The organism is Streptomyces sp. NPDC030838 (assembly GCF_055572035.1).
This window is the reverse complement of the sequence record NZ_JBVIED010000017.1, coordinates 19,635-46,411: the sequence shown is the minus strand read 5'-3', so window position 1 is coordinate 46,411 and position 26,777 is coordinate 19,635. Positions and strand designations below refer to the sequence as shown.

At 71.6% G+C, this 26,777-nt stretch carries 22 protein-coding genes; 12 read left to right on the top strand and 10 right to left on the bottom strand.

Going from position 1 to position 26,777, the window contains the following annotated elements:
- The first annotated feature begins 158 nt into the window (after positions 1–158).
- The 4 genes from ACZ42A_RS33420 (at position 159) to ACZ42A_RS33405 (ending at position 3,781) form a co-directional block, all read left to right on the top strand.
- Positions 159–956: an AAC(3) family N-acetyltransferase gene (locus ACZ42A_RS33420; protein WP_468531058.1), complete on the top strand. Its 798-nt coding sequence runs from the start codon at positions 159–161 to the stop codon at positions 954–956.
- Positions 957–1,001: 45 nt separating this feature from the next.
- Positions 1,002–1,925, top strand: a complete 924-nt coding sequence (locus ACZ42A_RS33415) for an ABC transporter ATP-binding protein (RefSeq protein WP_468531057.1) — start codon at positions 1,002–1,004, stop codon at positions 1,923–1,925.
- Positions 1,926–1,978: 53 nt separating this feature from the next.
- Positions 1,979–2,695 (top strand): ABC transporter permease, encoded by a 717-nt coding sequence (locus ACZ42A_RS33410; RefSeq protein ID WP_468531219.1) that lies wholly within the window; start codon positions 1,979–1,981, stop codon positions 2,693–2,695.
- 78 nt (positions 2,696–2,773) lie between these two features.
- A complete protein-coding gene (locus tag ACZ42A_RS33405; protein ID WP_468531056.1) occupies positions 2,774–3,781 on the top strand; it encodes a COX15/CtaA family protein in 1,008 nt (335 codons plus the stop codon).
- Positions 3,782–3,799: 18 nt separating this feature from the next.
- Here ACZ42A_RS33405 and ACZ42A_RS33400 read toward each other — a convergent pair whose 3' ends face one another.
- The 3 genes from ACZ42A_RS33400 to ACZ42A_RS33390 form a co-directional block, all read right to left on the bottom strand.
- A complete protein-coding gene (locus ACZ42A_RS33400; protein WP_468531055.1) occupies positions 3,800–4,906 on the bottom strand; it encodes an amidohydrolase family protein in 1,107 nt (368 codons plus the stop codon).
- 112 nt (positions 4,907–5,018) lie between these two features.
- Positions 5,019–5,351, bottom strand: a complete 333-nt coding sequence (locus ACZ42A_RS33395; protein ID WP_468531054.1) for a hypothetical protein — start codon at positions 5,349–5,351, stop codon at positions 5,019–5,021.
- A gap of 85 nt (positions 5,352–5,436) precedes the next feature.
- Positions 5,437–6,405, bottom strand: a complete 969-nt coding sequence (locus tag ACZ42A_RS33390) for a heme o synthase (RefSeq protein WP_468531053.1) — start codon at positions 6,403–6,405, stop codon at positions 5,437–5,439.
- A 424-nt stretch (positions 6,406–6,829) separates the two neighbouring features.
- On the opposite strand from ACZ42A_RS33390, the gene tkt reads away from it, so the two are divergent.
- From tkt to pgl, 5 genes are read left to right on the top strand one after another with little or no spacing between them, the layout of a single operon-like run.
- The gene (gene tkt / locus ACZ42A_RS33385) at positions 6,830–8,917 is read left to right on the top strand and encodes a transketolase (RefSeq protein ID WP_468531052.1); all 2,088 of its coding nucleotides are present in this window, start codon (positions 6,830–6,832) and stop codon (positions 8,915–8,917) included.
- Positions 8,918–8,951: 34 nt separating this feature from the next.
- Positions 8,952–10,070 carry a transaldolase gene (gene tal, locus ACZ42A_RS33380; protein WP_468531051.1) on the top strand — a complete coding sequence of 373 codons (1,119 nt, stop codon included), beginning with the start codon at positions 8,952–8,954 and terminating at the stop codon, positions 10,068–10,070.
- 4 nt (positions 10,071–10,074) lie between these two features.
- Positions 10,075–11,610 (top strand): glucose-6-phosphate dehydrogenase, encoded by a 1,536-nt coding sequence (gene zwf, locus ACZ42A_RS33375; RefSeq protein ID WP_468531050.1) that lies wholly within the window; start codon positions 10,075–10,077, stop codon positions 11,608–11,610.
- Positions 11,607–12,683 (top strand): glucose-6-phosphate dehydrogenase assembly protein OpcA, encoded by a 1,077-nt coding sequence (opcA, locus tag ACZ42A_RS33370; RefSeq protein WP_468531049.1) that lies wholly within the window; start codon positions 11,607–11,609, stop codon positions 12,681–12,683. The genes zwf and opcA overlap by 4 nt, the downstream gene beginning before the upstream one ends.
- Entirely contained in the window at positions 12,680–13,462 is a 783-nt protein-coding gene (gene pgl / locus ACZ42A_RS33365; RefSeq protein WP_468531048.1) for a 6-phosphogluconolactonase, read from the top strand. Before opcA ends, pgl begins: the two co-directional genes overlap by 4 nt.
- Before the next feature lie 74 nt (positions 13,463–13,536).
- On the opposite strand, the gene ACZ42A_RS33360 is transcribed toward pgl, so the two are convergent.
- From ACZ42A_RS33360 to ACZ42A_RS33340, 5 genes are all read right to left on the bottom strand, one after another.
- Positions 13,537–14,376, bottom strand: a complete 840-nt coding sequence (locus ACZ42A_RS33360; RefSeq protein WP_468531047.1) for a carbohydrate ABC transporter permease — start codon at positions 14,374–14,376, stop codon at positions 13,537–13,539.
- Positions 14,373–15,731 (bottom strand): ABC transporter permease, encoded by a 1,359-nt coding sequence (locus ACZ42A_RS33355; protein WP_468531046.1) that lies wholly within the window; start codon positions 15,729–15,731, stop codon positions 14,373–14,375. The genes ACZ42A_RS33360 and ACZ42A_RS33355 overlap by 4 nt, the downstream gene beginning before the upstream one ends.
- Before the next feature lies 1 nt (position 15,732).
- Positions 15,733–17,058: an ABC transporter substrate-binding protein gene (locus ACZ42A_RS33350; RefSeq protein ID WP_468531045.1), complete on the bottom strand. Its 1,326-nt coding sequence runs from the start codon at positions 17,056–17,058 to the stop codon at positions 15,733–15,735.
- A 45-nt stretch (positions 17,059–17,103) separates the two neighbouring features.
- Positions 17,104–18,726 (bottom strand): glycoside hydrolase family 13 protein, encoded by a 1,623-nt coding sequence (locus tag ACZ42A_RS33345; RefSeq protein WP_468531044.1) that lies wholly within the window; start codon positions 18,724–18,726, stop codon positions 17,104–17,106.
- A 135-nt stretch (positions 18,727–18,861) separates the two neighbouring features.
- Positions 18,862–20,136: an ABC transporter substrate-binding protein gene (locus tag ACZ42A_RS33340; RefSeq protein WP_468531043.1), complete on the bottom strand. Its 1,275-nt coding sequence runs from the start codon at positions 20,134–20,136 to the stop codon at positions 18,862–18,864.
- 129 nt (positions 20,137–20,265) lie between these two features.
- Between ACZ42A_RS33340 and ACZ42A_RS33335 the strand changes: the two genes are divergently transcribed.
- Genes ACZ42A_RS33335 through ACZ42A_RS33325 form a run of 3 tightly spaced genes read left to right on the top strand, consistent with a single transcriptional unit; the run spans position 20,266 to position 24,026 of the window.
- On the top strand, positions 20,266–20,781 hold the full coding sequence (locus ACZ42A_RS33335; protein WP_468531042.1) for a PadR family transcriptional regulator: 516 nt from the start codon (positions 20,266–20,268) through the stop codon (positions 20,779–20,781).
- Positions 20,778–21,530, top strand: a complete 753-nt coding sequence (locus ACZ42A_RS33330; protein ID WP_468531041.1) for an ABC transporter ATP-binding protein — start codon at positions 20,778–20,780, stop codon at positions 21,528–21,530. Before ACZ42A_RS33335 ends, ACZ42A_RS33330 begins: the two co-directional genes overlap by 4 nt.
- 51 nt (positions 21,531–21,581) lie before the next feature.
- A complete protein-coding gene (locus ACZ42A_RS33325; protein ID WP_468531040.1) occupies positions 21,582–24,026 on the top strand; it encodes an ABC transporter permease in 2,445 nt (814 codons plus the stop codon).
- 22 nt (positions 24,027–24,048) lie between these two features.
- Here the strand turns inward: ACZ42A_RS33325 and ACZ42A_RS33320 are convergent, their stop codons facing one another.
- Both ACZ42A_RS33320 and pgi read right to left on the bottom strand, forming a co-directional pair.
- Positions 24,049–25,029, bottom strand: coding sequence for a hypothetical protein (locus ACZ42A_RS33320; protein WP_468531039.1), 981 nt, complete (start codon positions 25,027–25,029; stop codon positions 24,049–24,051).
- A 92-nt stretch (positions 25,030–25,121) separates the two neighbouring features.
- On the bottom strand, positions 25,122–26,777 hold the full coding sequence (gene pgi / locus ACZ42A_RS33315; protein WP_468531038.1) for a glucose-6-phosphate isomerase: 1,656 nt from the start codon (positions 26,775–26,777) through the stop codon (positions 25,122–25,124).

Sequence of the window (26,777 nt, the reverse complement as noted above, 5' to 3'; positions counted from 1 at the left end):
TAATTCCTCAGAGCGTGACAAGCGGCGTCCGGGCGGCCGGACGGTGCCCTACGTCACTTAGGCATACCTAATCTGACCTGCGGAAACGATCTTTGATCGATCAAACCACAGATCAAATCGGTGGCATGGCCCGACCGCATCCGGGACACTCCCGAACCATGCCCACACCCCCTCCGACCGGCCCTCTTGTCACCCGTGACGCCCTCTGCGCACAGCTGCGCGCATGCGGCGTCCGGCCCGGCGAGACCCTCCTCGTGCACTCCTCACTCAGCTCGGTCGGCTGGGTGTGCGGAGGCGCCGTCGCGGTCGTCCAGGCACTGCTCGACGCGCTCGGCCCGGAGGGCACTCTGGTCGTCCCCACCCAGACCGCCGACCTCTCCGATCCCGCCGTGTGGTCGAACCCGCCGGTTCCCGAGGAGTGGTGGCCGGCCATCCGGGCCACGATGCCCGCGTACGACCCGCTGATCACGCCCACCCGAGGGGTCGGGGTGATCCCGGAGACCGTGCGCACCTGGCCCGGCGCCCTGCGCAGCGCGCACCCCCAGACGTCCTTCGCGGCGGTCGGACCGCGCGCGGCGGAGGTGATCGAGGGCCACGCCCCCGACTGCCGGCTCGGCGAGCACAGCCCGCTGGCGAAGCTGGAGGCGATGGGCGCCCGCGTGCTGCTGCTCGGCGCCGGCTACGACTCCTGCACGAGTTTCCACCTGGCCGAGTACCGGATACCGTCCCCGCTCGTCGCGGTGGGCCGACCGGGGCCCGATGGCTGGGAGTCCGTGACCGAGGTGTCGATCTCCTCCGACCGGTTCGACGAACTCGGCCACGACTTCGAGCGGGACCGTCCCGTCGTACGGGGCACGGTGGGGGCGGCCGACGTACGGCTGTTTCCCGTGGCGGACGCGGTGGCCTACGCCGAGCGGTGGCTGTCGCTGCACCGTCCCCGTGCGGAGGAGTTCTGAACCCCCCGGTCTGAGACCCCGCGGCCGTACCTAGACTCTGGAGCCATGCGAAACGAGCCCGTGCTCCAGGTCCAGGCCCTGGTGAAGCGGTACGGCGACAAGACCGCGGTGGACGGCCTCGACCTGGTGGCCCGGGCGGGCGTCACCGCCGTCCTCGGCCCCAACGGGGCGGGCAAGACGACCACGGTCGAGACCTGCGAGGGGTACCGGAAGCCGGACTCCGGCACGGTGCGCGTCCTGGGCCTCGACCCGGTCCACCAGTCCCGCGAGCTGCGTCCCCGCATCGGCGTGATGCTCCAGTCCGGTGGCGTCTACTCCGGGGCGCGGGCCGACGAGATGCTGCGCCATGTCGCGAAGCTGCACGCCCACCCCCTCGACGTGGACGCGCTCATCGAACGGCTCGGACTCGGCTCCTGCGGCCGTACGTCCTACCGTCGGCTGTCCGGCGGGCAGCAGCAGCGGCTCGCGCTGGCGATGGCCGTCGTGGGCCGCCCGGAGCTGGTCTTCCTGGACGAGCCGACCGCCGGACTCGACCCCCAGGCCCGCCGCGCCACCTGGGACCTGGTCCGCGACCTGCGCGCCGACGGGGTCTCCGTCATCCTCACCACCCACTACATGGACGAGGCCGAGCAGCTCGCCGACGACGTCGCGATCATCGACGCGGGCAAGGTCATCGCCCAGGGCTCCCCCGAGGAGCTGTGCCGCGGCGGCGCCGAGAACACCCTGCGCTTCACCGGCCGCCCCGGCCTCGACGTCGCCTCGCTGCTCAAGGCACTGCCCGCGGACTGCGCGGCGGCCGAGCTGACGCCCGGCTCCTACCGGGTGGTCGGCAAGGTCGACCCGCAGCTGCTGGCGACGGTCACCTCCTGGTGTGCCCAGCACGGGGTGATGCCGGACAGGATCTCGGTCGAACGGCACACCCTGGAAGACGTCTTTCTCGAGCTGACGGGCAAGGAGCTGCGCTCGTGACCACCCCCACCGGGACCTACACCCCCAAGCCCGGCGCCGCCCCGCTCCCCCGCATGATCGCCGCGCAGGCCGCGCTGGAGACGAAGATGCTGCTGCGCAACGGCGAGCAGCTGCTCCTCACGGTGATCATTCCGACGCTGCTGCTGGTCCTGTTCGGCACCGTCGACATCGTCGACACCGGCGCGGGCGAGGCCGTCGACTTCCTCGCGCCCGGCATCCTGGCGCTCGCCGTGATGTCGACCGCGTTCACCGGCCAGGCCATCGCCACCGGATTCGAACGCCGCTACGGCGTGCTGAAGCGGCTCGCCTCCTCCCCGCTGCCGCGCTGGGGGCTGATGACCGCCAAGACGGCGTCCGTGCTGGTCACCGAGGTGCTCCAGGTGCTGCTGGTGACGGTGATCGCCTTCGCGCTGGGCTGGTCGCCGCACGGCAACCCGCTCGCCGTCCTGCTGCTGCTCGTCCTCGGCACGGCCGCCTTCTCCGGGCTCGGCCTGCTCATGGCGGGCACGCTCAAGGCCGAGGCCACGCTGGCCGCCGCCAACCTGGTCTTCCTGCTGCTGCTCGTCGGCGGCGGGGTGATCGTGCCGCTGGACAAGTTCCCGCCCGCCGCGCAGGACGTCCTCGGGCTGCTGCCGATCTCCGCCCTGTCGGACGGACTGCGCGACGTCCTCCAGCACGGGGCCGGCATGCCGTGGGGGAACCTGGGGATCCTCGCGGTGTGGGCGGTCGTGGGGCTCGCGGCGGCGGGGCGGTTCTTCCGCTGGGAGTAGCCGAGCGGACGGTTCCGGGAGGAGCCGAGCGGACGGTTCCACACCCCTCGTGAACGCGTGCACAAGCGGCCCCCTACGATGGTGCGCGTGCCAAAGTTGACCCGCGCCGACGCCGAAGCGGCAGTGCGCAACCCGCTCGCCTTCATCGCCGCACGCTGGACCCCCACCACCAGGACGGTTCAGCGGGCGGCCCTCATCGCGCTCGTCATGTCGGTGGTCATCGTGGTCACCGGCGGCGCGGTACGGCTCACCGGTTCCGGGCTCGGCTGCCCGACCTGGCCGAAGTGCACGGACGACTCGCTCACCGCGACGCGGGAGATGGGTCTGCACGGGGCCATCGAGTTCGGCAACCGCATGCTGACGTACGTGCTGTGCGCCGCCGTCGGCTGGGCGATCATCGCGGCACGCTCGCAGAAGCCGATGCGGCGCGGCCTGACCCGGCTGGGCTGGGCCCAGTTCTGGGTCGTCATGAGCAACGCGGTGCTCGGTGGCATCGTGGTCCTGGTCGGTCTGAACCCGTACACGGTCGCGGCCCACTTCGTGGCGACGTCGGCGCTCATCGCCATCGCCACGGTGATGTGGCAGCGCACCCGGGAGGGCGACGCGGCGCCCCGGCCGCTGGTCGGCACGTCCGTACGGCAGCTCGTGTGGTGCATGGTCGCCGTCACCGTCCTGCTGATCCTGGTCGGCACGGTCGTCACCGGCTCGGGCCCGCACGCGGGCGACTCCAGTGACGTGCCGCGTATGCCGGTGGACTGGGAGATGATCAGCAAGCTGCACGCCGTGCTGGCGTGGATCGTGGTGACGCTGACGTTCGCGCTCTGGTTCGTACTGAAGGCGGTCGACGCGCCGCGGGGGCCGCTGAACCGGACGCGGGAGCTGTTCGTGATCCTGCTGTTGCAGGGCGGGATCGGCTATGTCCAGTACTTCACGGACCTCCCCGAAATCCTGGTGGGCCTGCACATGCTCGGCTCGTCCGTGATGTGGATCTGGGTGGTGCGCGTGGTTCTGTCGCTGCGTGAACGGCCCGAGACCTCGCCGACGGATCTGCCGGAGCAGACGGACCGTGCGCTGACCAGCGCCTGAGCGGGCGTGTGCGGGCGCTCACTCCAGCCCGTACACCCGCCCCGCGTTCCCCGCCGCGATCATCCCCGCCACCCGCTGGGCGTCCGTGAGGGACCACGCGCCCTCGGCCACCCAGCCGCCGAGCACCCGGGCCAGGGCCTCGCGGAACAGCCGGGCGCCCACCACGTGCAGTTCGGGGAGCCCCTGGGCGCCGCTGGAGAAGAGGATCTTGCCGAAGGGGGCGAGTTCCAGGATCTCGGCGAGGACGGTGGCCGCCCGGGCGCCGGTGCGCACCAGGGCGGCGCCGGAGTCGGCGTAGACATGCGGGAAGACCCCGGCCAGGTGGGCCGCGTGCCGGTGGTAGGGGTAGCCGTGCAGCAGGACCAGGTCCGTGCCCAGGCCCGCCGTCGCCCGGACGAAGTCGGTGAGCAGCACCGGATCCGTGCGGTCGATCCGCAGCCCCGGCTCGCCGAGCCCGGCGTGCAGCTGGAGCGGCCGGCCGGTGGAGACCGCGATCCACAGCAGATGCCGTAGCAGCACCGGGTCGGTCAGCTCCCCGCCGACCGGGCGGGCCGCCAGCCAGCGTCCCGCGGCGCCGCGCACCTCCCCCGGGCCGGGCGGCTCGGGTGCGAGTGCGAGACCGTGCCGGACGCCGGCCACGGAGGTGAAGGCCACGGCGTTCGCGGCGGCGCCGTGCACCGACTCGGCGAGGTTGGCGAGAAACGACTCGACGGTTCCGGAGGTGTCGGCGACCTGCTCGGCCAGCAGTTCGAGACGGACGATCTCCCGGGCCTCGGCGGCGGATGCGGAGGCCAGCTCGGCGGGGCCGGTGAGGTCGCCGGGCAGCCCGGTGTCGACCAGGTAGGTGGTGATGCCGCTGCCGCGCAGCAGCCGCCGGCCGGCCTCCAGGACGCCGAGTTCACGGCGCCGGGCGAGATAGCGGGCGGGCGGGCAGTGCGGTTCCAGGCCGAGCAGGGGCGGGCACCAGCGCCGTACGGCGAAACCCGTCTGGGTGTCGAACAGGGTGGTGCCCGGGGCGGGCGGTCCCTCGGTCCGGGCCAGCTGAGCCTCGAAGGTGCCGAGGCCCAGCTCCGTTCTCAGGACGCCGTGGCAGTACTGGTCCACGAGGGACGGCGTTTCGATCATCCGGGCTCCCGTGACTGGACCGCGTACTCCTACGAGTCCTAACGGGTGAACCGGGTGTCGGGTACTGCGATCGCACACCCCGTGCGAACCGCCGACGACTGTCGGCCGCCGCTCAGTCGTTCGAGGGGCCGCCGATCTGGATGCCCGCCATCCGGGACCACTCGTAGGGGCCGGTCTTCACCTTGGCCGCGAACTCGCCGTCGAAGGCCTCGTGGACGGTGATCCCGGCCTTCGCCACGGCCTTCTCGGCGATCTCGTACGAAGGGGCCACCAGGTCGCCCCAGCCGCCGTCCTCGCCCACGAGGACGATCCGGGCGCCGCGCTGCCCGATGTACGCCACCTGGCCCTCGGCCCCGCCGTGTGCCTTGGAGAAGGCGCCGATCCGCTTCGCGAGCCGCGCCGCCGTGCGCTCGGCCTTCGCGTCAACCTGCTGCGTGTCTGCCATGGTCAGGATGCTACTCGCGGGTAGATCAAACGGCGACGGGCGGGGCGCGTGGCCTTGACCACGCACCCCGCCCGCCACGAGAAAGTCAGCGCAGGAAGGGGTCCACCGCCACTGCGACGAACAGCAGCGAGACGTACGTGATGGACCAGTGGAACAGCCGCATCTCCTTCAGCTTCGCGCCCGTGACCTCGGCCTTCGCCCGGTTCTGCAGCGCGTGCGCCTCCCACAGCCACCAGCCGCCCGCGGCCAGCGCGACCGCCGTGTAGAACCAGCCGGTGTAGCCGAGCGGGGTGAGCAGGAGCGAGACGGCGACCATCACCCAGCTGTAGATCACGATCTGCTTGGCGACGACCTTGTTGGAGGCGATGACCGGCAGCATCGGCACGCCCACGCGCGCGTAGTCCTCCTTGACCTTCATGGACAGCGGCCAGTAGTGCGGCGGCGTCCAGAAGAAGATGACCATGAAGAGGATGACGGGCGCCCAGGAGAGGGAGTCCTTCACGGCCGTCCAGCCGATCAGCACCGGCATACAGCCCGCGATGCCGCCCCAGACGATGTTCTGCGAGGTGCGGCGCTTCAGGATCATCGTGTAGACGACGACGTAGAAGAGGAGCGCGCCGAGGGAGAGCCAGGCGGACAGCCAGTTGACGGTGAGGCCGAACAGCAGGGTGGAGACCACCGCGAGGGTGATGCCGAAGGCCAGGCACTCGCGCGGGCTGACCATGCCGGTGACCAGCGGACGCTGCGAGGTGCGGTCCATCAGCGCGTCGATGTCGCGGTCGATGTACATGTTCAGCGCGTTGGCGCCGCCGGCCGAGAGATACCCGCCGATGCAGGTCAGCAGCACCAGACCCATGTCCGGCACGCCCTGCTCGGCGAGGAACATCACCGGCACCGTGGTGATGAGCAGCAGCTCGATGATCCGCGGCTTGGTCAGCGCCACGAACGCCTTCACACGGGCCCCGAACGGCCGGTGGGTCGGGCTCTGGCTCGTCCCGATAACTCCCGCAGGACGGGATTCAACGGCCGTCACGCACACCCCTGACAGAGACATCCCAGCAAGCCTCCCCGTGTGAAGTCCCGGTAAAGGCTCGCGCGTACCACGCCACTGTAGACGTTGCCCATACCTCGGCCTTCGCGGGGGTGGGGTCGTGTTGGGCGGCGTGCTCCGACGTGCGTACGAGGGTGCGGTCGCCGGGTCGGCCGGCGGTCGGATCCGACGCTCGGATGAGCGGCGGGTTACTCCGAAATGAGCAGCGGCTGAGCCGTCAGATGAGCGCCCTCGTATTCACTTGGCGAAGCCGGTCCGGCCCAGTCGGGAGGCGGATCCCCGAGAGTCCCGGCAGTCTGTAATGACTCGAAAAAATGCACGTTCTCACGGGGGTAGGCTCGACAGCGGCCGGTGGGCGCGGAGTGCACCGGCGGTCGGTGTACGCCCACACCGGCATTCGACATGTGGAGAGGAGCCCTGACCCAGGGTGAGCACCAAGCCGACCACCACAGACCTCGAGTGGACCGAGCTGGACCAGCGGGCCGTTGACACCGCCCGCGTCCTGGCCGCCGATGCCGTACAGAAGGTTGGCAACGGCCATCCGGGTACGGCGATGAGCCTGGCGCCGGCCGCCTACACCCTCTTCCAGAAGGTGATGCGGCATGACCCGGCGGACGCCGACTGGGTCGCCCGCGACCGGTTCGTGCTGTCCGCGGGCCACTCGTCCCTGACCCTGTACACCCAGCTGTACCTGGCCGGCTTCGGCCTGGAGCTGGACGACCTGAAGGCCTTCCGCACCTGGGGCTCGAAGACCCCGGGCCACCCCGAGTACGGCCACACGGTGGGTGTGGAGACGACCACCGGCCCGCTGGGCCAGGGTGTCGCCAACGCCGTCGGCATGGCCATGGCCGCCCGCTACGAGCGCGGTCTGTTCGACCCGGAGGCCCCCGCCGGGGAGTCCCCCTTCGACCACTTCGTCTACTGCATCGCCGGTGACGGCTGCCTGCAGGAGGGCATCTCCGCCGAGGCGTCCTCGCTCGCGGGCCACCAGAAGCTCGGCAACCTGATCCTGCTGTGGGACGACAACCACATCTCGATCGAGGGCGACACCGAGACGGCCGTCTCCGAGGACACCGTCAAGCGTTACGAGGCCTACGGCTGGCACGTGCAGCGCGTGGAGCCGCAGGCCAACGGCGACCTGGACCCGGCCGCGATCTACGCGGCGATCCAGGAGGCCAAGAAGGTCACGGACAAGCCGTCCTTCATCGCGATGCGGTCGATCATCGCCTGGCCCGCCCCGAACGCGCAGAACACCGAGGCCGCCCACGGCTCGGCGCTGGGCGACGAGGAGGTCGCGGCCACCAAGCGCGTCCTCGGCTTCGACCCGGAGCAGAGCTTCGAGGTCGCGGACGAGGTCATCGACCACACCCGCAAGGCGATCGAGCGCGGCCGCCAGGCCAAGGCCGAGTGGGAGAAGTCCTTCCAGGAGTGGCGCAGCAACAATCCGGAGCGCGCGGCCGAGTTCGACCGCGTCAGCGCCGGTGAGCTGCCGGCCGGCTGGGAGGAGAAGATCCCGGTCTTCGAGCCCGGCAAGGGCGTCGCCACCCGTGCCGCGTCCGGCAAGGTGCTCCAGGCCCTCGGCGAGGTCATCCCCGAGCTGTGGGGCGGCTCCGCCGACCTGGCCGGCTCCAACAACACCACGATCGACAAGACGTCGTCGTTCCTGCCCGAGGGCAACCCGCTGCCCGAGGCGGACCCGTACGGCCGCACGATCCACTTCGGCATCCGCGAGCACTCCATGGCCGCGGAGATGAACGGCATCGCGCTGCACGGCAACACCCGCGTCTACGGCGGCACCTTCCTGGTGTTCTCCGACTACATGCGCAACGCGGTGCGCCTGTCGGCCCTGATGCACCTGCCGGTGACGTACGTGTGGACGCACGACTCCATCGGTCTCGGCGAGGACGGCCCGACCCACCAGCCGGTCGAGCACCTGGCCAGCCTCCGTGCCATCCCGGGTCTGAACATCGTCCGCCCGGCGGACGCCAACGAGACGGCCATCGCCTGGCGCGAGATCCTCAAGCGCCACACCAAGGAGTTCGGCAAGGGCACGCCGCACGGCCTCGCGCTGACCCGCCAGGGCGTGCCGACCTACGAGCCGAACGAGGGCGCGGCCAAGGGTGGCTACGTGCTGTTCGAGGCGGATGGCGGCGAGCCGCAGGTGATCCTGATCGCCACCGGTTCCGAGGTGCACATCGCCGTCGAGGCCCGCGAGCAGCTGCAGGCCGCCGGTGTGCCGACGCGCGTGGTGTCCATGCCGTCCGTCGAGTGGTTCGAGGAGCAGGACCAGGGGTACCGGGACAGCGTCCTGCCGCCGCAGGTGAAGGCGCGTGTCGCGGTCGAGGCCGGTATCGGTCTCACCTGGCACAAGTACGTCGGGGACGCCGGCCGCATCGTTTCCCTGGAGCACTTCGGCGCCTCCGCCGACGGCAAGGTCCTCTTCCGCGAGTACGGCTTCACCGCGGAGAACGTGGCCGCCGTGGCCCGGGAATCGCTCACCGCCGCCCAGCGCTGACGCTCATATACGACACGTAGGAGATGCAATTTCCATGACAGACGCACTCAAGCGCCTCTCCGAGGAAGGCGTCGCGATCTGGCTGGACGACCTGTCGCGCAAGCGGATCACCTCGGGCAACCTCTCCGAGCTGATCGACCAGCAGCACGTCGTGGGCGTCACCACCAACCCGACCATCTTCCAGAAGGCCATCAGCAGCGGTGACGGCTACGAGCAGCAGCTCGAGGACCTCGCCGCCCGCAAGGTCACCGTCGACGAGGCCGTCCGCATGATCACCACGGCGGACGTCCGGGACGCCGCCGACATCCTGCGCCCGGTCTTCGACGCGACCGGCGGCCAGGACGGCCGGGTGTCGATCGAGGTCGACCCGCGCCTGGCGCACAACACCAAGGCGACCATCGCCGAGGCCAAGCAGCTCGCCTGGCTGGTGGACCGGCCGAACACGCTGATCAAGATCCCGGCGACCAAGGCGGGCCTGCCTGCGATCACCGAGGTCATCGGCAACGGCATCAGCGTCAACGTCACGCTGATCTTCTCGCTGGAGCGCTACCGCGAGGTCATGGACGCCTACCTGGCGGGCCTGGAGAAGGCGCGCGAGAAGGGCCTGGACCTCTCCCTGATCCACTCGGTGGCGTCCTTCTTCGTGTCCCGCGTGGACACCGAGATCGACAAGCGGCTCGACGGGCTCGGCACGGACGAGGCCAAGGCGCTGCGCGGCAAGGCCGCCGTCGCCAACGCCCGGCTCGCCTACCAGGCGTACGAGGAGGTCTTCTCCTCGGACCGCTGGAGCAAGCTGGAGAGCGCCGGCGCCAACAAGCAGCGTCCGCTGTGGGCGTCGACCGGTGTGAAGGACCCGGCGTACAAGGACACGCTGTACGTGGACGACCTGGTCGCCCCGAACACCGTGAACACCATGCCGGAGGCCACCCTGCTGGCCACCGAGGACCACGGGCAGATCTCCGGCAACACCGTCGCCGGCACCTACGAGCAGGCCCGCGCCGACCTCGACGCGGTCGCGGGGCTCGGGATCTCGTACGACGACGTCGTCCAGCTTCTCGAGGACGAGGGCGTCGAGAAGTTCGAGGCGTCCTGGAACGACCTGCTGGCGTCGACCGAGGCCGAGCTGAAGCGCCTCGCCCCCGTGGAGGGCTGACACCTTGTCTCCCTCTGTCACAGGAGCGAACCCGCTTCGTGACCCCGCAGACCGACGGCTCCCGCGTATCGCGGGGCCGTCGGGCCTGGTCATCTTCGGCGTCACGGGCGATCTGTCGCGCAAGAAGCTGATGCCCGCGGTGTACGACCTCGCCAACCGTGGTCTGCTGCCGCCGGGCTTCTCGCTGGTCGGCTTCGCCCGCCGCGAGTGGCAGCACGAGGACTTCGCGCAGGAGGTCCACGACGCCGTCAAGGAGCACGCCCGTACCCCCTTCCGCGAGGAGGTCTGGCAGCAGCTCATCCAGGGCATGCGGTTCGTCCAGGGCACCTTCGACGACGACGAGGCGTTCGAGAAGCTGCGCGCCACCATCGAGGAGCTGGACAAGGCGCAGGGCACCGGCGGCAACTTCGCCTTCTACCTGTCCGTGCCGCCGCGCTCCTTCCCCGTGGTCATCCAGCAGCTGAAGAAGCACGGGCTGGCCGAGCAGACGGGCGGCTCCTGGCGGCGCGCGGTGATCGAGAAGCCGTTCGGCCACGACCTGAAGTCGGCCGAGGAGCTGAACGCGATCGTCCACGAGGTCTTCGCCCCGGACCAGGTCTTCCGGATCGACCACTACCTGGGCAAGGAGACCGTCCAGAACATCCTGGCGCTGCGCTTCGCCAACACGATGTTCGAGCCGATCTGGAACCGGTCCTTCGTGGACCACGTGCAGATCACCATGGCCGAGGACATCGGCATCGGCGGCCGGGCCGGCTACTACGACGGCATCGGGGCCGCCCGTGACGTCATCCAGAACCACCTTCTCCAGCTGCTCGCGCTGACCGCGATGGAGGAGCCCGCCTCCTTCGACGCGGACGCGCTGGCCGCGGAGAAGACCAAGGTGCTCGGCGCGGTCAGGCTGCCGAAGGACCTGGGCCGCGACACCGTGCGCGCCCAGTACTCGGCGGGCTGGCAGGGCGGTGCCAAGGTCATCGGCTATCTGGAGGAGGAGGGCATCGACCCCGCCTCCAAGACCGACACCTACGCCGCGATCAAGCTGGGCATCGACAACCGCCGCTGGGCGGGCGTCCCCTTCTATCTGCGCACCGGCAAGCGCCTCGGCCGCCGGGTCACGGAGATCGCGGTGGTCTTCCAGCGGGCCCCGCACTCCCCCTTCGACACGACGGCGACGGAGGAGCTGGGCCAGAACGCGATCGTCATCCGCGTCCAGCCCGACGAGGGCGTGACGGTCCGCTTCGGCTCGAAGGTCCCGGGCACCTCCATGGAGATCCGGGACGTGTCGATGGACTTCGCTTACGGCGAGTCCTTCACCGAGTCCAGCCCGGAGGCGTACGAGCGGCTGATCCTGGACGTGCTGCTCGGCGACTCGAACCTCTTCCCGCGCACCGAGGAGGTCGAGCTGTCCTGGAAGATCCTCGATCCGATCGAGGAGTACTGGGACACGCACGGCAAGCCGGCCCGGTACCCGGCCGGTACCTGGGGTCCCGTCGAGGCGGACGAAATGCTCGAGCGAGACGGACGGAGCTGGCGCCGGCCATGAAGATAGACCTCACGGACACCACGGCCAGCAAGATCAACAAGGCGCTGGTGCAGGGCCGCCGGGCCATCGGCACCCCCGCCGTCGGCATGGTGCTCACGCTGGTCATCGTCACGGACGAGGAGAACGCGTACGACGCGCTGAAGGCCGCCAACGAGGCGTCCCGCGAGCACCCCTCGCGCACCCTCGTGGTCATCAAGCGCGTCTCACGCACCCCGCGCGACCGCACCCAGTCCCGGCTGGACGCCGAGGTGCGGGTCGGCGCGGACGCCGGCACGGGTGAGACGGTCGTGCTGCGGCTGTACGGCGACGTCGTCGACCACGCCCAGTCGGTGGTGCTGCCGCTGCTGCTGCCCGACGCCCCCGTGGTCGTCTGGTGGCCGGTCAACGCGCCGCTCGACCCGGCGAACGACCCGCTGGGCGCGCTCGCCCAGCGCCGGGTCACCGACACCTACGCGGCCGAGCAGCCGGTGCAGGAGCTTGCCGCTCGTGCCAAGACCTACACCCCCGGCGACACGGACCTGTCGTGGACCCGCATCACGCCCTGGCGTTCGATGCTGGCCGCGGCCCTGGACCAGGTCGTCTGCGAGGTGCGGGGCGTCGAGGTCGAGGGCGAGGAGTTCAACCCGAGCTGCGAGCTGCTGGCGATGTGGCTCGCGGACCGGCTGGACGTGCCGGTCCGGCGCTCGGTGTCCGCCGGGCCCGGTCTGACCGCGGTCCGCATGGACACCGACTACGGCCCGATCGTCCTGGACCGCGCCGACGGCTCGCTGGCGACCCTGTCCATCCAGGGCCAGCCGGACCGGGCGGTGGCGCTCAAGCGGCGCGAGACGGCCGAGCTGATCGCGGAGGAGCTGCGGCGGCTGGACCCGGACGACACGTACGCCTCGGCGCTGCGGTTCGGGGTGGAGCGGCTGAACGCGGCGCCTCCCGTGGCCGAGGAGCCGGAGGCCGTGGCGGACCCCGTCGCGACCGAGGAACCGATCGCGGTCCCCGAGCCCGTCGAGGAGGCCGCGAAGGCCCCCGCGAAGAGGGCCACCAAGAAGGCCCCGGTGAAGAAGGCGGCGGCGAAGTGAGTACTCCGCAGCTGGTCGTGCACCGCGACAAGGATCTGATGGCGCAGGCCGCGGCGGCGCGGCTGATCACGAAGATCGTGGACGCGCAGGCCTCGCGCGGCTCCGCGTCGATCGTGCTGACCGGCGGCCGCAACGGCAACGGTCTGCTCGCCGCGCTGGCCGCCGCGCCCGCGCGGGACGCGATCGACTGGTCCCGTCTGGACCTGTGGTGGGGCGACGAGCGGTTCCTGCCCGAGGGCCATCCGGACCGCAATGTCACCCAGGCCCGCGAGGCCCTGCTGGACTCCGTCCCGCTGGACCCGAAGCGGGTGCACGCCATGCCCGCCTCGGACGGCCCGTACGGATCCGACGTGGACGCGGCGGCCGCCGCCTACGCCGAGGAGCTGGCCCACGCGGCCGGCCCCGAGAACCACGGCGGGGTCCCGACGTTCGACGTGCTGATGCTGGGCGTCGGCCCGGACACGCACGTGGCCTCGCTCTTCCCGGAGCTGCCCGCGGTGCGCGAGACCGAGCGCATGGTGGTCGGCGTGCACGGCGCGCCCAAGCCCCCGCCGACCCGGGTCACCCTCACCCTCCCGGCCATCCGGGCGGCCCGCGAGGTGTGGCTGCTGGCGGCCGGCGAGGACAAGGCGAACGCCGCGGCGATCGCCCTCTCGGGCGCGGGCGAGATCCAGGCCCCGGCGGCGGGCGCGTACGGCCGCTCCCGCACCCTGTGGCTCCTGGACGCGGCGGCGGCTTCGCAACTGCCGCGCTCGCTGTATCCGCCGGCGTCACCCTGAGCACGTGAACACGTGAGCACGTGAACGAGGGGCGGCGGAGGTTCTCACACCTCCGCCGCCCCTCGTTGTTCCGGCTATTTCACCGACCCGGCCATCACACCCTGCACAAAGTGCCGCTGGAAGGCGAAGAACACCGCCACCGGCACCACCAGCGACAGGAACGCTCCGGGGGCCAGGACGTCGATGTTGCTGCCGAACTGCCGTATCTGCGACTGGAGTTCCACGGTGAGCGGCTGGGCGGTGCTGTCGGCGAAGAGCAGGGCGACCAGCATGTCGTTCCACACCCACAGGAACTGGAAGATGGCGAGGCTGGCAATGGCCGGCCGGCCGACGGGCAGGACGAGGCGGGTGAAGATGCGCCACTCGCTGCCGCCGTCCATGCGGGCCGCCTCCAGCATCTCCTTCGGGATCTCGGCGAAGTAGTTCCGCAGCAGGAACACCGCGAAGGGCAGGCCGTAGGCCACGTGGAAGAGGACCACGCCGGGGATCGTGCCGAACAGGCCCAGCTGGCCGAAGAGTTTGGCGACCGGCAGCAGGCCGATCTGCACCGGCACCACCAGCAGGGCCACCACCAGCAGGAACAGCGGCTCGCGCAGCGGGAAGTCCAGCCAGGCGAACGCGTACCCGGCGAGCGCGGCGACGACCACGACGAGGGCCGTCGCCGGTACCGAGATCAGCACCGTGTTCCAGAACGCCTGGGTGATGCCCGAGTTCTCCAGCAGCGCCGAGTAGTTGTCGAAGGACAGCTGCCCGGGGCTGGTGAACACCGTCCACCAGCCGCCCTGCGCGGTGTCCTCGGCGGAGCGCAGCGAGGACAGGAACAGTCCGGCCAGCGGCGTCATCCACACCAGGCCGATCACCACCAGGAAGGCCTGCACCAGGCCGTTGCCCAGGCCCCGCCTGACCGCGTTCATCGCTGACTCCTTCGGAAACGGCGGACGTTGAAGACCATCGCCGGGATCACCAGCAGCAGGAGCAGGACGCCCAGCGCGCTGCCCAGGCCCTGGTTGTTGCCGCCGCCGAACGACACCAGCCACATCTGGGTCGCGAGCACCGTCGCGTCCTCCTGCACGGGGCCCGGCGCGATGATGTAGACGAGGTCGAAGACCTTCATCACGTTGATCACGAGGGTCACGAAGACGACCGTCAGCACGGGCGCGAGCAGCGGGACCGTGATCCGGCGGAAGATCTGCCACTCGTTGGCGCCGTCCATCCGCGCCGCCTCCAGCGCGTCCCGGGGCAGCGTCGACAGGCCCGCGCCGATCAGCACCATGGCGAAGCCCGTCCAGATCCACAGATACGCCCCGATGATCGCGGGCGTGACGAGCGCCGGGCCGAGCCAGGAGACGCCCTCGTAGGGCGGGGCGAAGTTGGCCGCGGGCAGTTTCACGGCGTACGAGCCGTCGGCGAGGCCTTCGAAGCGGAACGAGCCGTCGGACGCCGTGGTCGTCGAGGCGACCACCTCGCCGTCGCGCACCGCCTCGACGTTCATCTCCGGCAGCCCGCTCTCCCGCGGGTCGACCCTGCCCTGCTCCCCTCCCCCGCCGGGCGTGAAGTCCAGGTAGACGACGCCGCGCAGTTCGCCGGGGGCCGCCTTGCGCTCGGCCGCCGCGTGGGCCGGCTCGGCGCCGCCGGGCAGGTCCTTCGGCTGGACGCCGACCAGGCCGAGCGTCACCGTGTCCCCGGGCGAGACCCCCGCACTCGTCCGGTACGAGCCGTCCGCCTCCTTCGTCAGCCCCTGGCCGTCGCGGGCCCGGGCCGTGGGATAGGAGGAGGTGCCCTGGAAGGCGTCGTGGACGGAGACCACGGCCGCGTTCAGCACGCCCTTGTCCGGATCCTCGTCGTAGGCGAGCCGGAAGATGATGCCCGCGGCGAGGAAGGAGACCGCCATCGGCATGAAGAGCAGCAGCTTGAAGGCGGTGGCCCAGCGGACCTTCTCCACCAGGACGGCGAGGATCAGACCGAGGCCGGTCAGCAGCGTCGGCGCGACGACGACCCAGATCGCCGTGTTGCGGACGGCCTTGAGGGTCGCGGGGTCGCGGAACATCTCGGCGTAGTTCTCGCCGCCCACGAACCGGGTCCCGGAGGCGTCGAAGAAGCTGCGGCCGATCGAGAACAGGACCGGGTACACGACCAGCGCGCCCAGCAGGAGCAGCGCGGGGAAGACGAACAGCAGGGCGATGATCCGGCCCCGCCGCCGCGGGCGCCGACGGACGTCGGCACCCGCGGCGGCCGGACGGCTCGCCTCCTTCACGAGGGTCGCGGTCATCTCAGCCCCGGTACGCCTTGGCCGCCGCGGCTTCCAGCTTCGCCGCGGTGCCCTTCGGATCCGACGAGTCGCGCAGGAAGTCCTGGAGGATCTTCCACTCGCCGCTGCCCTTGGTGCCGCCGAAGGCCGCGGGGGCCTGGTCGGACATGTCGAAGCGGACCGAATCTCCCGCCGCGACGAGGGACTTGGCGGTGGCCCGCGTCACGTCGTCGCCGTAGGAGGCGAGGTCGAGCTTCTTGTTCGGGGAGAGGAAGCCGCCGGCCTCCGCCCACACGGCCGCGGCCTCGGGGGTCGCCAGGTACTCCAGGAGCGCCATGGCGGCCTTCTGGTTCTTGCCGTCCTTCAGGACGACGGCCGCGTCGCCGCCGCTGACGACGGGCGCCTGGCCGTCACCGACCGCCGGGAACGGGAAGAAGTCCGCGTCCTCGCCGATCGTCCTGCCGAACTGGTCCTTGGCGACCCCGGCCACGAAGTCGCCCTCGTAGACCATGCCCGCCTCGGGCTTCGGGCCGAACACCTTCTCCACCGAGCCGGGGAAGTCGGTGTTCAGGGCGCCCTTCCGGCCGCCCGCGATCAGCTGCTTGTCCTTGAAGAGCTTGCCGAGCGTGGTGAGCGCCTCGACGACCGACGCGTCGGTCCACTTCATCTCGTGGGCGGCGAGGGCGTCGTACTTCTCGGGGCCGGCCTGGGAGAGGTAGATGTTCTCGAACCAGTCGGTGAGGGTCCAGCCGTCCTGGCCGGCGACCGAGAAGGCGGCGAGACCGGAGTCGGAGACGGTCCGACCGGCCTTCAGCATCTCGTCGTACGTCTTCGGCGGCTTGACGCCCGCCTGGGCGAGGGCGTCGGGGCTGTACCAGACGGTCGACTTGTGGGCGGCCTTGAAGTAGAGACCGTAGAGCTTGCCGTCGACGCTGCCGTACTCCTTCCAGACGGGCGCGAAGCCGGCGTCCACGGACTGCTCGGTCTTCTCCGACAGGGGCTTGAGCCAGCCCTGCTCGGCGAACTGCTTGAGCACGCCGACCTGCGGGACCATCACGACGTCGGGCGCGTTGCCGCCCTCGATCTTGCTGCCGACGACGGTGGAGACGTTGTCGCCGGTGGAGACGAACTGCGTCTTGGCGCCGGTCTTCTCGGTGAAGGCGTCCAGCACCTTCTGGAAGTTCTGCTGTTCGGTGCCGGTCCAGACACCGGCCACGGTGACCGTCTGGCCGCTCAGCGCCTGGTCGCCGACGCCGGCCGTGACGGGACCGCCGCCGCAGGCGGTCGCGCCGAGGGTCAGGGCGAGGGCGGTACAGCCCGTGAGCAGGGTGGTACGTCGTCGCATCATCGTTGATGTCCCTTCGCAGGTTGTCTCGGGAGGAGACGGGATGTCTCAGGAGGAGACGGGGAGGTCGTTGATCCACCAGGCCGCCGTCGAGCCGGGCAGCTCCCCGGCCGGACAGGGGCCGCTGGACAGCAGCGGGGTGCCGGAGAGCGGCGCGGGCACGGGGGCCGTACCGAAGTTGACGGCGCAGACGAGGTCGTCGCCGCGGACGAAGGCCAGGACGCCGGGCGGGGTGTCCAGCCAGCGCAGGGTGCCCTCGCCCAGCTGGGGCAGGGCGGCGCGCAGCTGGAGTCCGTCGCGGTACAGGTGCCAGAAGGAGCGGGTGTCGGCGAGGGCGCGGTCGGTGGCGTACTCGGCGAACCAGTCGGGCTGCGGCAGCCAGGGTTTGGCGTCCCCGGCGCCGGAGGTGAAGCCGAACGGCGAGGCCTGTCCTGACCACGGCAGCGGCACCCGGCAGCCGTCGCGGATCCGGGCCCGGCTGCCGGTGCGGTGGAAGATCGGGTCGGTGAGCACGTCGTCGGGCAGGTCGACGACCTCGGGCAGGCCCAGCTCCTCGCCCTGGTAGATGTACGCGGCGCCGGGCAGCGCCAGCATCAGCAGTGCGGCGGCGCGGGCGCGGGCGGCGCCGAGGCCGCTGCCGTGCGGGGCGGGTTCGCCGTAGCGGGTGACGGTGCGGACCTGGTCGTGGTTGTTGAGGACCCAGGTGACCGTGGACCCCGTGCCGGCTATGTCCTCCATGGCCTCGGAGATGACCTTGCGGAAGGCGTCCGGGTCCCAGGGGGCGCCGAGCAGGTCGAAGAAGAAGGCCTGGTGGAGTTCGTCCGGGCGGACGTACAGGGCGTGTTCACGGGCGGTGGGCACGGACACCTCGCCGACCAGCAGGCGTTCCCGGCCGTCGCGGGCGGCGTACTCCTCGCACACGGACCGCCAGTGCCGCCACACGTCGTGCACCTCGGGCTGGTTCCAGGCCAGCGGGTTGACCGAGTCGCGGGTGCGGGCGTCGGCCTCGGGGTCGTCCGAGTCGGGCAGCTCGGGGTGTTTGAAGAGGCCGGCGGCGACGTCGATGCGGAAGCCGTCGACGCCCCGGTCGAGCCAGAAGCGCAGGATCCGGTCGAACTCGGCGCGGATCTCGGGGTTGCGCCAGTTCCAGTCCGGCTGTTCGGGGGTGAACATGTGCAGGTACCACTGGCCGTCGGGGAGCCGGGTCCAGGCCGGGCCGCCGAACATGGCGTGCCAGTTGTTGGGCGGTTCGGCGCCGTCCGGGCCACGCCCGTCGGCGAAGTGGAAGCGGGCCCGGGCCGCGCTGCCGGGCGGCGAGGCCAGCGCCTCGCGAAACCACGGGTGCGCGCTGGAGCAGTGGTTGGGGACGATGTCGAGCAGCACCTTGATGCCGAGCCGCCGCGCGGCCCGCACCAGCTGGTCGAACTCGGCGAGGTCGCCGAAGAGCGGGTCGACGTCGCAGTAGTCGGCGACGTCGTAGCCGTGGTCGTGCTGCGGCGAGGGGTAGAAGGGGCTCAGCCAGATCCCGTCGACGCCGAGCTTCTTCAGATACGGCAGCCCTGCCCGGACGCCCGCCAGATCGCCGACGCCGTCACCGGTGCTGTCCAGAAAGCTGCGGACGTAGACCTGGTAGATCACCGCGTCCCGCCACCAGCTGTACTTACTCAACATGCATGCATGTTAGGTAGACGTTTCATCGAGGTGTCAATGAACAGGCGGTAAGCTACTGGGCAGTTGACCGGCTAAATCAGGACATAGAGGGTCAATGCGAGAGCAGATGAGATGTTGGCGTTACTTAACGAGTAACTAGCCGCGGGCGACGGCGGCCAGCTCGCGCGCCAGTCTGCGCACCGCGGCCTCGGGCGTCGCCCGCCCGGTCATCGCGTCCTGCACGGCCGCCTGCACCACCAGGCTGACCTGGTCGTAGTGCGGGCTCTTGGGGCGCGGCGCGGCCCTGAGCACGCTCTCGCGCAGGGTCGGCAGATACGGGAACGCGCGGACGAGTTCCGGATCGTCGTAGAGCGCGGCCCGGACCGGCGGCAGGGCGCCGCGGGTGAGGACCTGGCGCTGGACGGGCTCGCTGGTGAGGTACGCGATCAGGCGCGCGGCGGTGTCGGGATGCCGCGCATGGCTGCTGACGGCCAGGTTGGAGCCGCCGAGGACACTGGTCCCCGGCCCGTCCGGGCCCGGCAGCGGTACGGCGCCGACCTTGCCGGCGACCCGGGAGCCCTCGGCGGAGGCGGCGACGTAGGCGTACGGCCAGTTGCGCAGGAAGAGCAGCCGGCCGTCCTGGAAGGCCTGCTTGGACTCCTCCTCCTTGTACGTCAGGGCCTCTTTCGGTATCCAGCCCTCGGCGGCGCCGCGCGCCAGGAACCCGATGCCCTCGCGGGCCGCCGCGGAGTCCACGGTGACCCGTTCGCCCTCGTCGCCGAGGATCGTGCCGCCCGCCGAGTAGACGGCCTCGGCCGCGTTGACGGTCAGGCCCTCGTAGGGCAGGAACTGGCCGGCGTAGCCGTCGAGTCCGTGCTTCGGTGCGATGGTCTTGGCGTACCGCTCCAGTTCGGCCCAGGTGCGCGGCGGCGGGACGCCCTCCGCGGCGAGGACGTCCTTGCGGTAGAGCAGCAGGCCCGCGTTGGTGACGTACGGGACGGCGTACAGCCGCCCGTCGTAGGTCGCGGTGTCGACGACCGGCCGCAGGAAGCCGTCCAGCGCGAACCGCTCGCGCGGCAGCGGCCGTATCCAGCCCGCCGCGGCGAACTCCGGGGTCCAGTTGACGTCGATGTTGAGGACGTCGAACCGGCCGCGGCCGCCCGCGCGCAGGTCGGTGGCCATCTGGGCGCGGGTCTCGTCGGCCGAGTCGGGCAGCTCGACGAGGGTGACCCGCTCGCCGGGGTGGGTGCGGTTCCAGCCCTCCAGCAGGGGGCCGAGATAGCCGGTGAGGTCGCCGGCGGTGGCGAGGGTGAGCGGGCCGCGCCCGCCGTCGTCCCGCCCCTCCCGTGCCTGCGCGCCGGAGGTGACGTAACCGGTCAGCAGGACCACGAGAACGAGAAGGCCCCTACCCGCGGCACGCGTCCACCGCATAGGTTCCTCCCTGTACACCGGCCACGGGCGCCCTCGCCCGGGTCAGAGGCCATGTATACCTGTTAGGTATGGGCGATACTAGGGCCTGGAGCACATTACGCACATGGCGAGGACAGGAGGACTGCACGAGTGCGCCTGCCCCTCCTGGCACTCCTCGCGCGCGGCCCGGCCCACGGCTACGAGCTGAAGCAGGACCTTGAGCAACTGCTGGGGTCCGCGTACCCTCAGCCGAACGTCGGCCAGATCTACGTCACCCTCGGCCGCCTCGAGAAGCAGGGACTGATCGAGGGCGAGGACGTCGCGCAGTCCAGCCGGCCCAACAAGAAGGTCTACCACCTCACCGACGCCGGGCGGGAGGCGCTGCGCGCCTGGTTCGAGGAGCCCGAGGACGAGCCGCGGGTGCGGGACGAGTTCTTCATGAAGCTGGCGCTCGCTCCGCAGAGCGGTCTCGCCGACCAGATCGCCCTCATCAACAAGCAGCGGCGCCAGTATCTGAACACCATGCGGCAGCTGTCGAAGCTGGCCGCCGCCGAAGACCGGGACAACCGCATCGCCCATCTGCTGATCGAGGGCGCGATGCTGCATCTCCAGGCCGACCTCGACTGGCTGGAGAGGTGCCAGGAAGAGCTGGAGGAGCTGGAGTGAGCGACGGTTCGGCTCCCGTGCTGCGCGCCGAGGGCCTGGTGAAGACGCACCACGGCGAGGGCGCGCCCGCCCATGCCGTGCGCGGGGTCGACCTGTCCGTACGGCGCGGCGAGTTCGTGGCGATCACCGGGCCGTCCGGCGCGGGCAAGTCGACACTGCTGCATCTGCTCGGCGGGCTCCAGCGGCCGGACGCGGGCCGGCTCTGGCTGGACGGCGAGTGCGCGGACGCGTGGAGCGAGGCCCGCTGGGCGGTGGAGCGGCGCAGGCGGATCGGGATCGTCTTCCAGTTCTTCAACCTGGTGTCGAACCTGTCCGTGGCCGACAACGTCGAGCTGCCCGCCCTGCTCGCCGGGGTCCCGCCGAAGCGGGCGCGCGCCGAGCGGGAGGAGCTGCTGGCCGAGCTGGGGCTCGCGGGCAAGGAGCGCAGCATGCCCGGTGAGCTGTCCGGCGGCGAGCAGCAGCGGGTGGCGCTCGCCCGCGCCCTGGTCAACCATCCCCCGCTGCTGCTCGCCGACGAGCCCGCGGGCAGCCTCGACAGCAAGGGCACCCGCGAGGTGATGCGGCTGCTGTCCCGCTTCCACCAGCGCGGCCAGACGATCCTGCTGGTCACGCACGACGCCCGGCTGGCGAGCGCCGCGGACCGGGTGATCAGCTTCTTCGACGGGCGGATCGCCGACGACGCGGAACTGGACGGCGGCGCGCCGCCGCGCCGCTCGGGGATATCCGGCGTGCTGGAGCTGAAGGACTGAGATGCCGATGTACGACGGCCGCCTCCCGTCCGGGCCGAGGGGCTGAGGCCCGTGCGAGCCACCCTGCGCTGGGCGCACTCCGATCTGCGCACGCACCGCGGCGAGGCGGTGTTCCTGGTCCTCGCCACCGCGGGCATCGTCGTCTCGCTGCTGCTGGCCACGGCCCTGTTCGGGTACGCCACCAACCCCTGGCAGCGGGTCTTCACCCAGGCGCGCGGCGCGCATGTCTGGCTCCACACGGACAGCTCGGCCGACGCCCGGGACCTGGCCGGTCTCGACGGCGTCGAGTCCGTCGCCGGCCCCTACCCCACCGACTCCGTCACCGTCGCCTCGCGCGGCAGCCGGGCCTCCGTCGAACTGCGCGGCAGCTCCTCCGAGGTGCCGTCCGTCGGCCGCCCGCTGCTCGCCTCCGGGCGCTGGCTGGACCCGGCCGTCCCCGACGGCGTGGTCCTGGAGAGCCGCCTCGCCCGCGCGCTGCTCGCCGAGCCGGGCGACACCCTGACCGTGCCCGGCACCACCCGCAGGCTGACCGTCGTCGGCGTCGCCGACAGCGCCGAGCCGCGCTACCGGCCGGGCGAGCGGCCGGGCCTCGTCTGGGCACTGCCGTCCGCGCTGCCCGACCCGGACGCCCAGGTGATCGGGCTGCGGCTCACGGACCCCTCCGACACGGGGTACGCCGTGCAGCGCGCCGTGACCGTGCTGGGCGCCGGGGCGATCGGCGAGGTCTCCACCTGGCAGCAGGCCCGCGCCGAGGCGCAGGGCGACAACCGGCTGCTCGGGCAGGTGCTGGGGCTGTTCGGACTCGGTGCGCTGATCGCCGCCGGACTCGCCGTGCACGGCGCCATCGGCACCCGGATCCGCGGCCATCTGCGGGACATCTCCGTACTGAAGGCGATCGGCTTCACCCCCGGCCAGGTGGTCCGGGTCTTCCTGCTCCAGCATCTGGCGTACGCCGTGCTGGGCGCCGTGGCCGCCGCCGCGCTCACCGAGGCGCTGGGCAGCCGGATTCCGGGCCGGCTCGGGGACGCGGTCGGCGTGTGGCAGGGACTGCCCGGGCACACGGCGGCGCTCTTCGCGGTCCCGGTCGCCGCCGTCCTGTTCATCGGCGCGACCACCGGACTCGCCGCCTGGCGGGCGGGCCGGGTGCCGCCGGTACCGGTGCCACGGCCCGCGGCGTCGCCGGGCGGGCGGCCGACCGGGATGACGGGCCGGGGCGCGGGATCGCTGCCCACGACGGGCGAGCGGTCTCCGCGGACGGTGCACCGCCTCCCCGGTGCGGAGCCGGCGGTGCGCCGGTTTCTCCGGGCCCGGCGCGCGGAGCCGTCCAGCGGTCGGCTGTCGGGAATGGCGCGGCGCGCCCTCGGCGGTCGGGTGCTCGGAGTGCGGGTGTCTCCCGCGCTGGTGCTCGGCTGGCACCAGGCGTTCACCCGGCGCCCGCGGTCGCTGGGCACGGTCGCCCGGCTCGCGCTGCCGCTGCTGCTGATCGTGGTCGCGATGAGCGCGTGGACCACCATCGACCGCTTCCACCGCAGCCCCGAGCGGATCGGCCTGCCGACCGCGCTCACCGTCCGCGCGGACGCCGGTCTGAGCGACCGGGACGCCCGTGAGCTGCTGGAACGCGACCCGCAGGTCGCCGCCGCCTACCCGGGCGTCGAGGTGGCGGCCCTGGTCCCCGGCCAGACCGCGACCATCGCCCTGCGCGGCCTCGGCACGCGCGCGGAGCCCTACCCGTACACCCTCGCCGAGGGGCGCCCGGCCCGCGGACCCGACGAGGCGGTGGCCGGGCAGGGGCTGCTCGACCTGCTGGACGTACGCGTCGGCGACTGGGTGCGGATGACCGTCGGCGACCAGCCGCAGATCCTGCACATCGTGGGCCGCGGCATCGAGCCGGAGAACGCCGGCCGGGTCGTCTCCACGTCCCTCGACACCCTCCGCGAGAACGACCCCGGCCTGCGCCCGACCCTCTACCACCTGCGCCTGGACCCCGGCGCCGACCCGCACGAGGTCGCCGGCCGCCTGGCGGCCGCCGGGCGGGGCCACCTGGACGTGCACACGGTGACGAACCCGGCCGACGGTCTGTCGCCGTTGCGCGGGGTCATCCTGGGGCTGATCGCCGTGCTCGCCCTCATCGGGCTGGTCGAGCTGCTCACCGCGATCGGCGGCGCCGTCCGCGAGGGCGAGCGCGATCTCCTGGCACTGAAGGCGATCGGTCTGTCCCCGCGCCAGATCACCGCGATCACCGTGACGGCCACCGGCTGCACCGCCCTGGCGGCCGTCCTCGTCGGTACCGCCCTGGGTCTGCCGCTCGCGCACTGGCTGATCGACGCCCAGGGCAGGTCGAGCGGCATCGGCGCCGGGATCGCGCAGGGGCCCTCCCCCGGGCTGCTGGTGCTGCTCGGGGTGGGCGCCGTGCTGGGGGCGGCGGCGCTCGCCGCCCTGCCGGCGGCCCGTGCGGCCCGCCGACGGCTCGCGGACACGCTCAGCGCGGTGGCCTGAGCCGGGGCGGCATCCTCGCGGGTCAGCCGCCGTGGGAGCCGGGGCCGTAGGGATTGCCGTACGGGTTGCCCTGCGGGGGCGCGTACGGGGTGCCGTACGGATTCCCCTGGGGCGGCCCGTACGGATTCCCCTGGGGCTGCCCGTACGGGTTGCCGTGGGGGGTCCCGGGCGGCGGCGCATACGGGGCGTTGCCGTAGGGATTCCCCTGCTGCGGGATGTACGGCGGTGCCGTCGGCGGCATCGGGGGCGGCGGGCCCGGGACGCGGGGCAGGGTGCCCGGGTGGGCGGCCAGGCGGATGCCGTAGCGCTGCTTGAGGCGGCCCATCTCCAGCAGGGCGATACCGGTCACCGTCAGCGGGGCGCCCAGGATGAAGACGATGCCCATGGTGAGGCTCAGGCCGTGCAGGTCACCGGTGATCAGGTCGGGGATGGCCATCAGCCAGGTGGTCACCGTGGCCAGCAGCGGCGGCAGACAGCGGTGGACGCCTGCGGTGCCGAAGAAGTTCCCGGAGACGTGCACCGCCCCGCGGATCACGACGGCGGTCAGCCAGAGCGCCACCGGCGCGAGCAGCAGCACCAGGAACCCCGCCCCGCCCGCCAGCCGCCACACGAGCACGGTGCCGACGATCGTGCCGACGAACGCCAGCAGCAGCTTCAGCGAGTTGAGCAGCGGTGTCCTCAGCGCCCGCACCGTGCCGCCGCCGCGCCAGACGAAGAGCATCACACCGACCGTCAGCGGGGTGATGAACAACAGCACCGCGGACGCGGTGAGCATGTTCTCCAGCACCTCGTCGAAGGCGAACCCGCCCTCGACGAAGGTGTAGACGCCGACGGCGGCGATCGTCCCGGCGATCAGCCTTACCCGCTTGAGCGTGTCCACGGCCGGGTCCAGCGAGTCCGGGATCCAGGCCGGGTGGAAGACCGCCCGCGCGACCTCCTTCGGCCGCAGCCAGTCCCGTGGCGTCAGGGTGCCGTCCGTCCAACGGCCCTGTCCCATAGTCACGTTGTGCTCCCCCGAGCGATCGTGTTCATGATCGCCGGGGAGTCTACGGGAAGCGGGGACCCGCGCGCCGCCCGCTTCCCGTGGCCCGGGCGTCAGCTCCGGCCGCGCAGCTCCCGGTACTTGGCGACCAGGGCCTGCGTGGAGGGGTCGAGGCCCGGTACGTCGGCCCCTTCGGTGAGCGCGGGCTCGACACGCTTGGCGAGGACCTTGCCCAGCTCGACGCCCCACTGGTCGAAGGAGTCGATGTTCCACACGGCGCCCTGCACGAACACCTTGTGCTCATAGAGCGCGACGAGCTGGCCGAGCACCGACGGGGTCAGCTCCCGGGCGAGGATCGTGGTCGTCGGGTGGTCGCCCTTGAACGTCTTGTGCGCCACCAGCTCCTCCGGCACGCCCTCGGCCCGCACCTCGTCGGGTGTCTTGCCGAAGGCCAGCGCCTGGGTCTGCGCGAAGAAGTTGGCCATCAGCAGGTCGTGCTGTGCCTTGAGCTCGTCGTCGAGTTCGGCGACCGGCTCGGCGAAGCCGATGAAGTCCGCGGGGATCAGCTTGGTGCCCTGGTGGATGAGCTGGTAGTAGGCGTGCTGGCCGTTGGTCCCGGGCGTGCCCCACACCACCGGCCCGGTCTGCCAGTCCACCTCCTGCCCGCTCCGGTCCACGTACTTGCCGTTGGACTCCATGTCCAGCTGCTGGAGGTAGGCGGTGAACCTGGAGAGGTAGTGGCTGTACGGCAGCACGGCGTGCGACTGGGCGTCGTGGAAGTTGTTGTACCAGATGCCCAGCAGGCCCAGCAGGAGCGGCGCGTTGGCCTCCGGGGGCGCGGTGCGGAAGTGCTCGTCGACGAGGCGGAAGCCGTCCAGCATCTCCCGGAAGTTCTCCGGGCCGATGGCGATCATCAGGGACAGGCCGATGGCCGAGTCGTAGGAGTACCGGCCGCCGACCCAGTCCCAGAACTCGAACATATTGGCCGTGTCGATACCGAACTCCGCCACCTTCGCGGCGTTCGTCGACAACGCCACGAAGTGCTTCGCCACCGCCGCCTGGCCGGCGTCCAGCTCGCGCAGCAGCCAGTTGCGGGCCGAGATGGCGTTGGTGACCGTCTCGATGGTGGTGAAGGTCTTCGACGCGACGATGAACAGCGTCTCGGCCGCGTCCAGGTCACGGGTCGCCTCGTGCAGGTCGGCGCCGTCGACATTGGAGACGAAACGGACCGTCAGGTCGCGGTCGGTGTAGCTGCGCAGCACCTCGCACGCCATCGCCGGGCCGAGGTCGGAGCCGCCGATGCCGATGTTGACGACGTTCCGGATGCGCTTGCCGGTGTGGCCGGTCCACGCGCCGGAGCGCACTCTCTCGGCGAAGTCGGCCATCTTGTCGAGGACCGCGTGCACGGCGGGGACGACGTTCTCGCCGTCGACCTCGACCACCGCGTCGCGTGGGGCCCGCAGCGCGGTGTGCAGCACGGCCCGGTTCTCGGTCGTGTTGATGCGCTCGCCGCGGAACATGGCGTCCCGCAGCCCGAACACACCGGTCGCGGCGGCCAGCTCGCGCAGCAGCCGAAGCGTCTCGTCGGTGACGAGGTGCTTGGAGTAGTCGATGTGCAGGTCGCCGACCTGGAGCGTGTACCCGCTGCCGCGCCCGGGGTCGGCGGCGAACAGCTCGCGCAGCCGCACCTCGCCGAGCTCCTCGCGGTGCTTGGCCAGAGCGGTCCACTCGGGCGTCTGGTTGAGCCTGGTACGGCCGTCTGCGTTCAT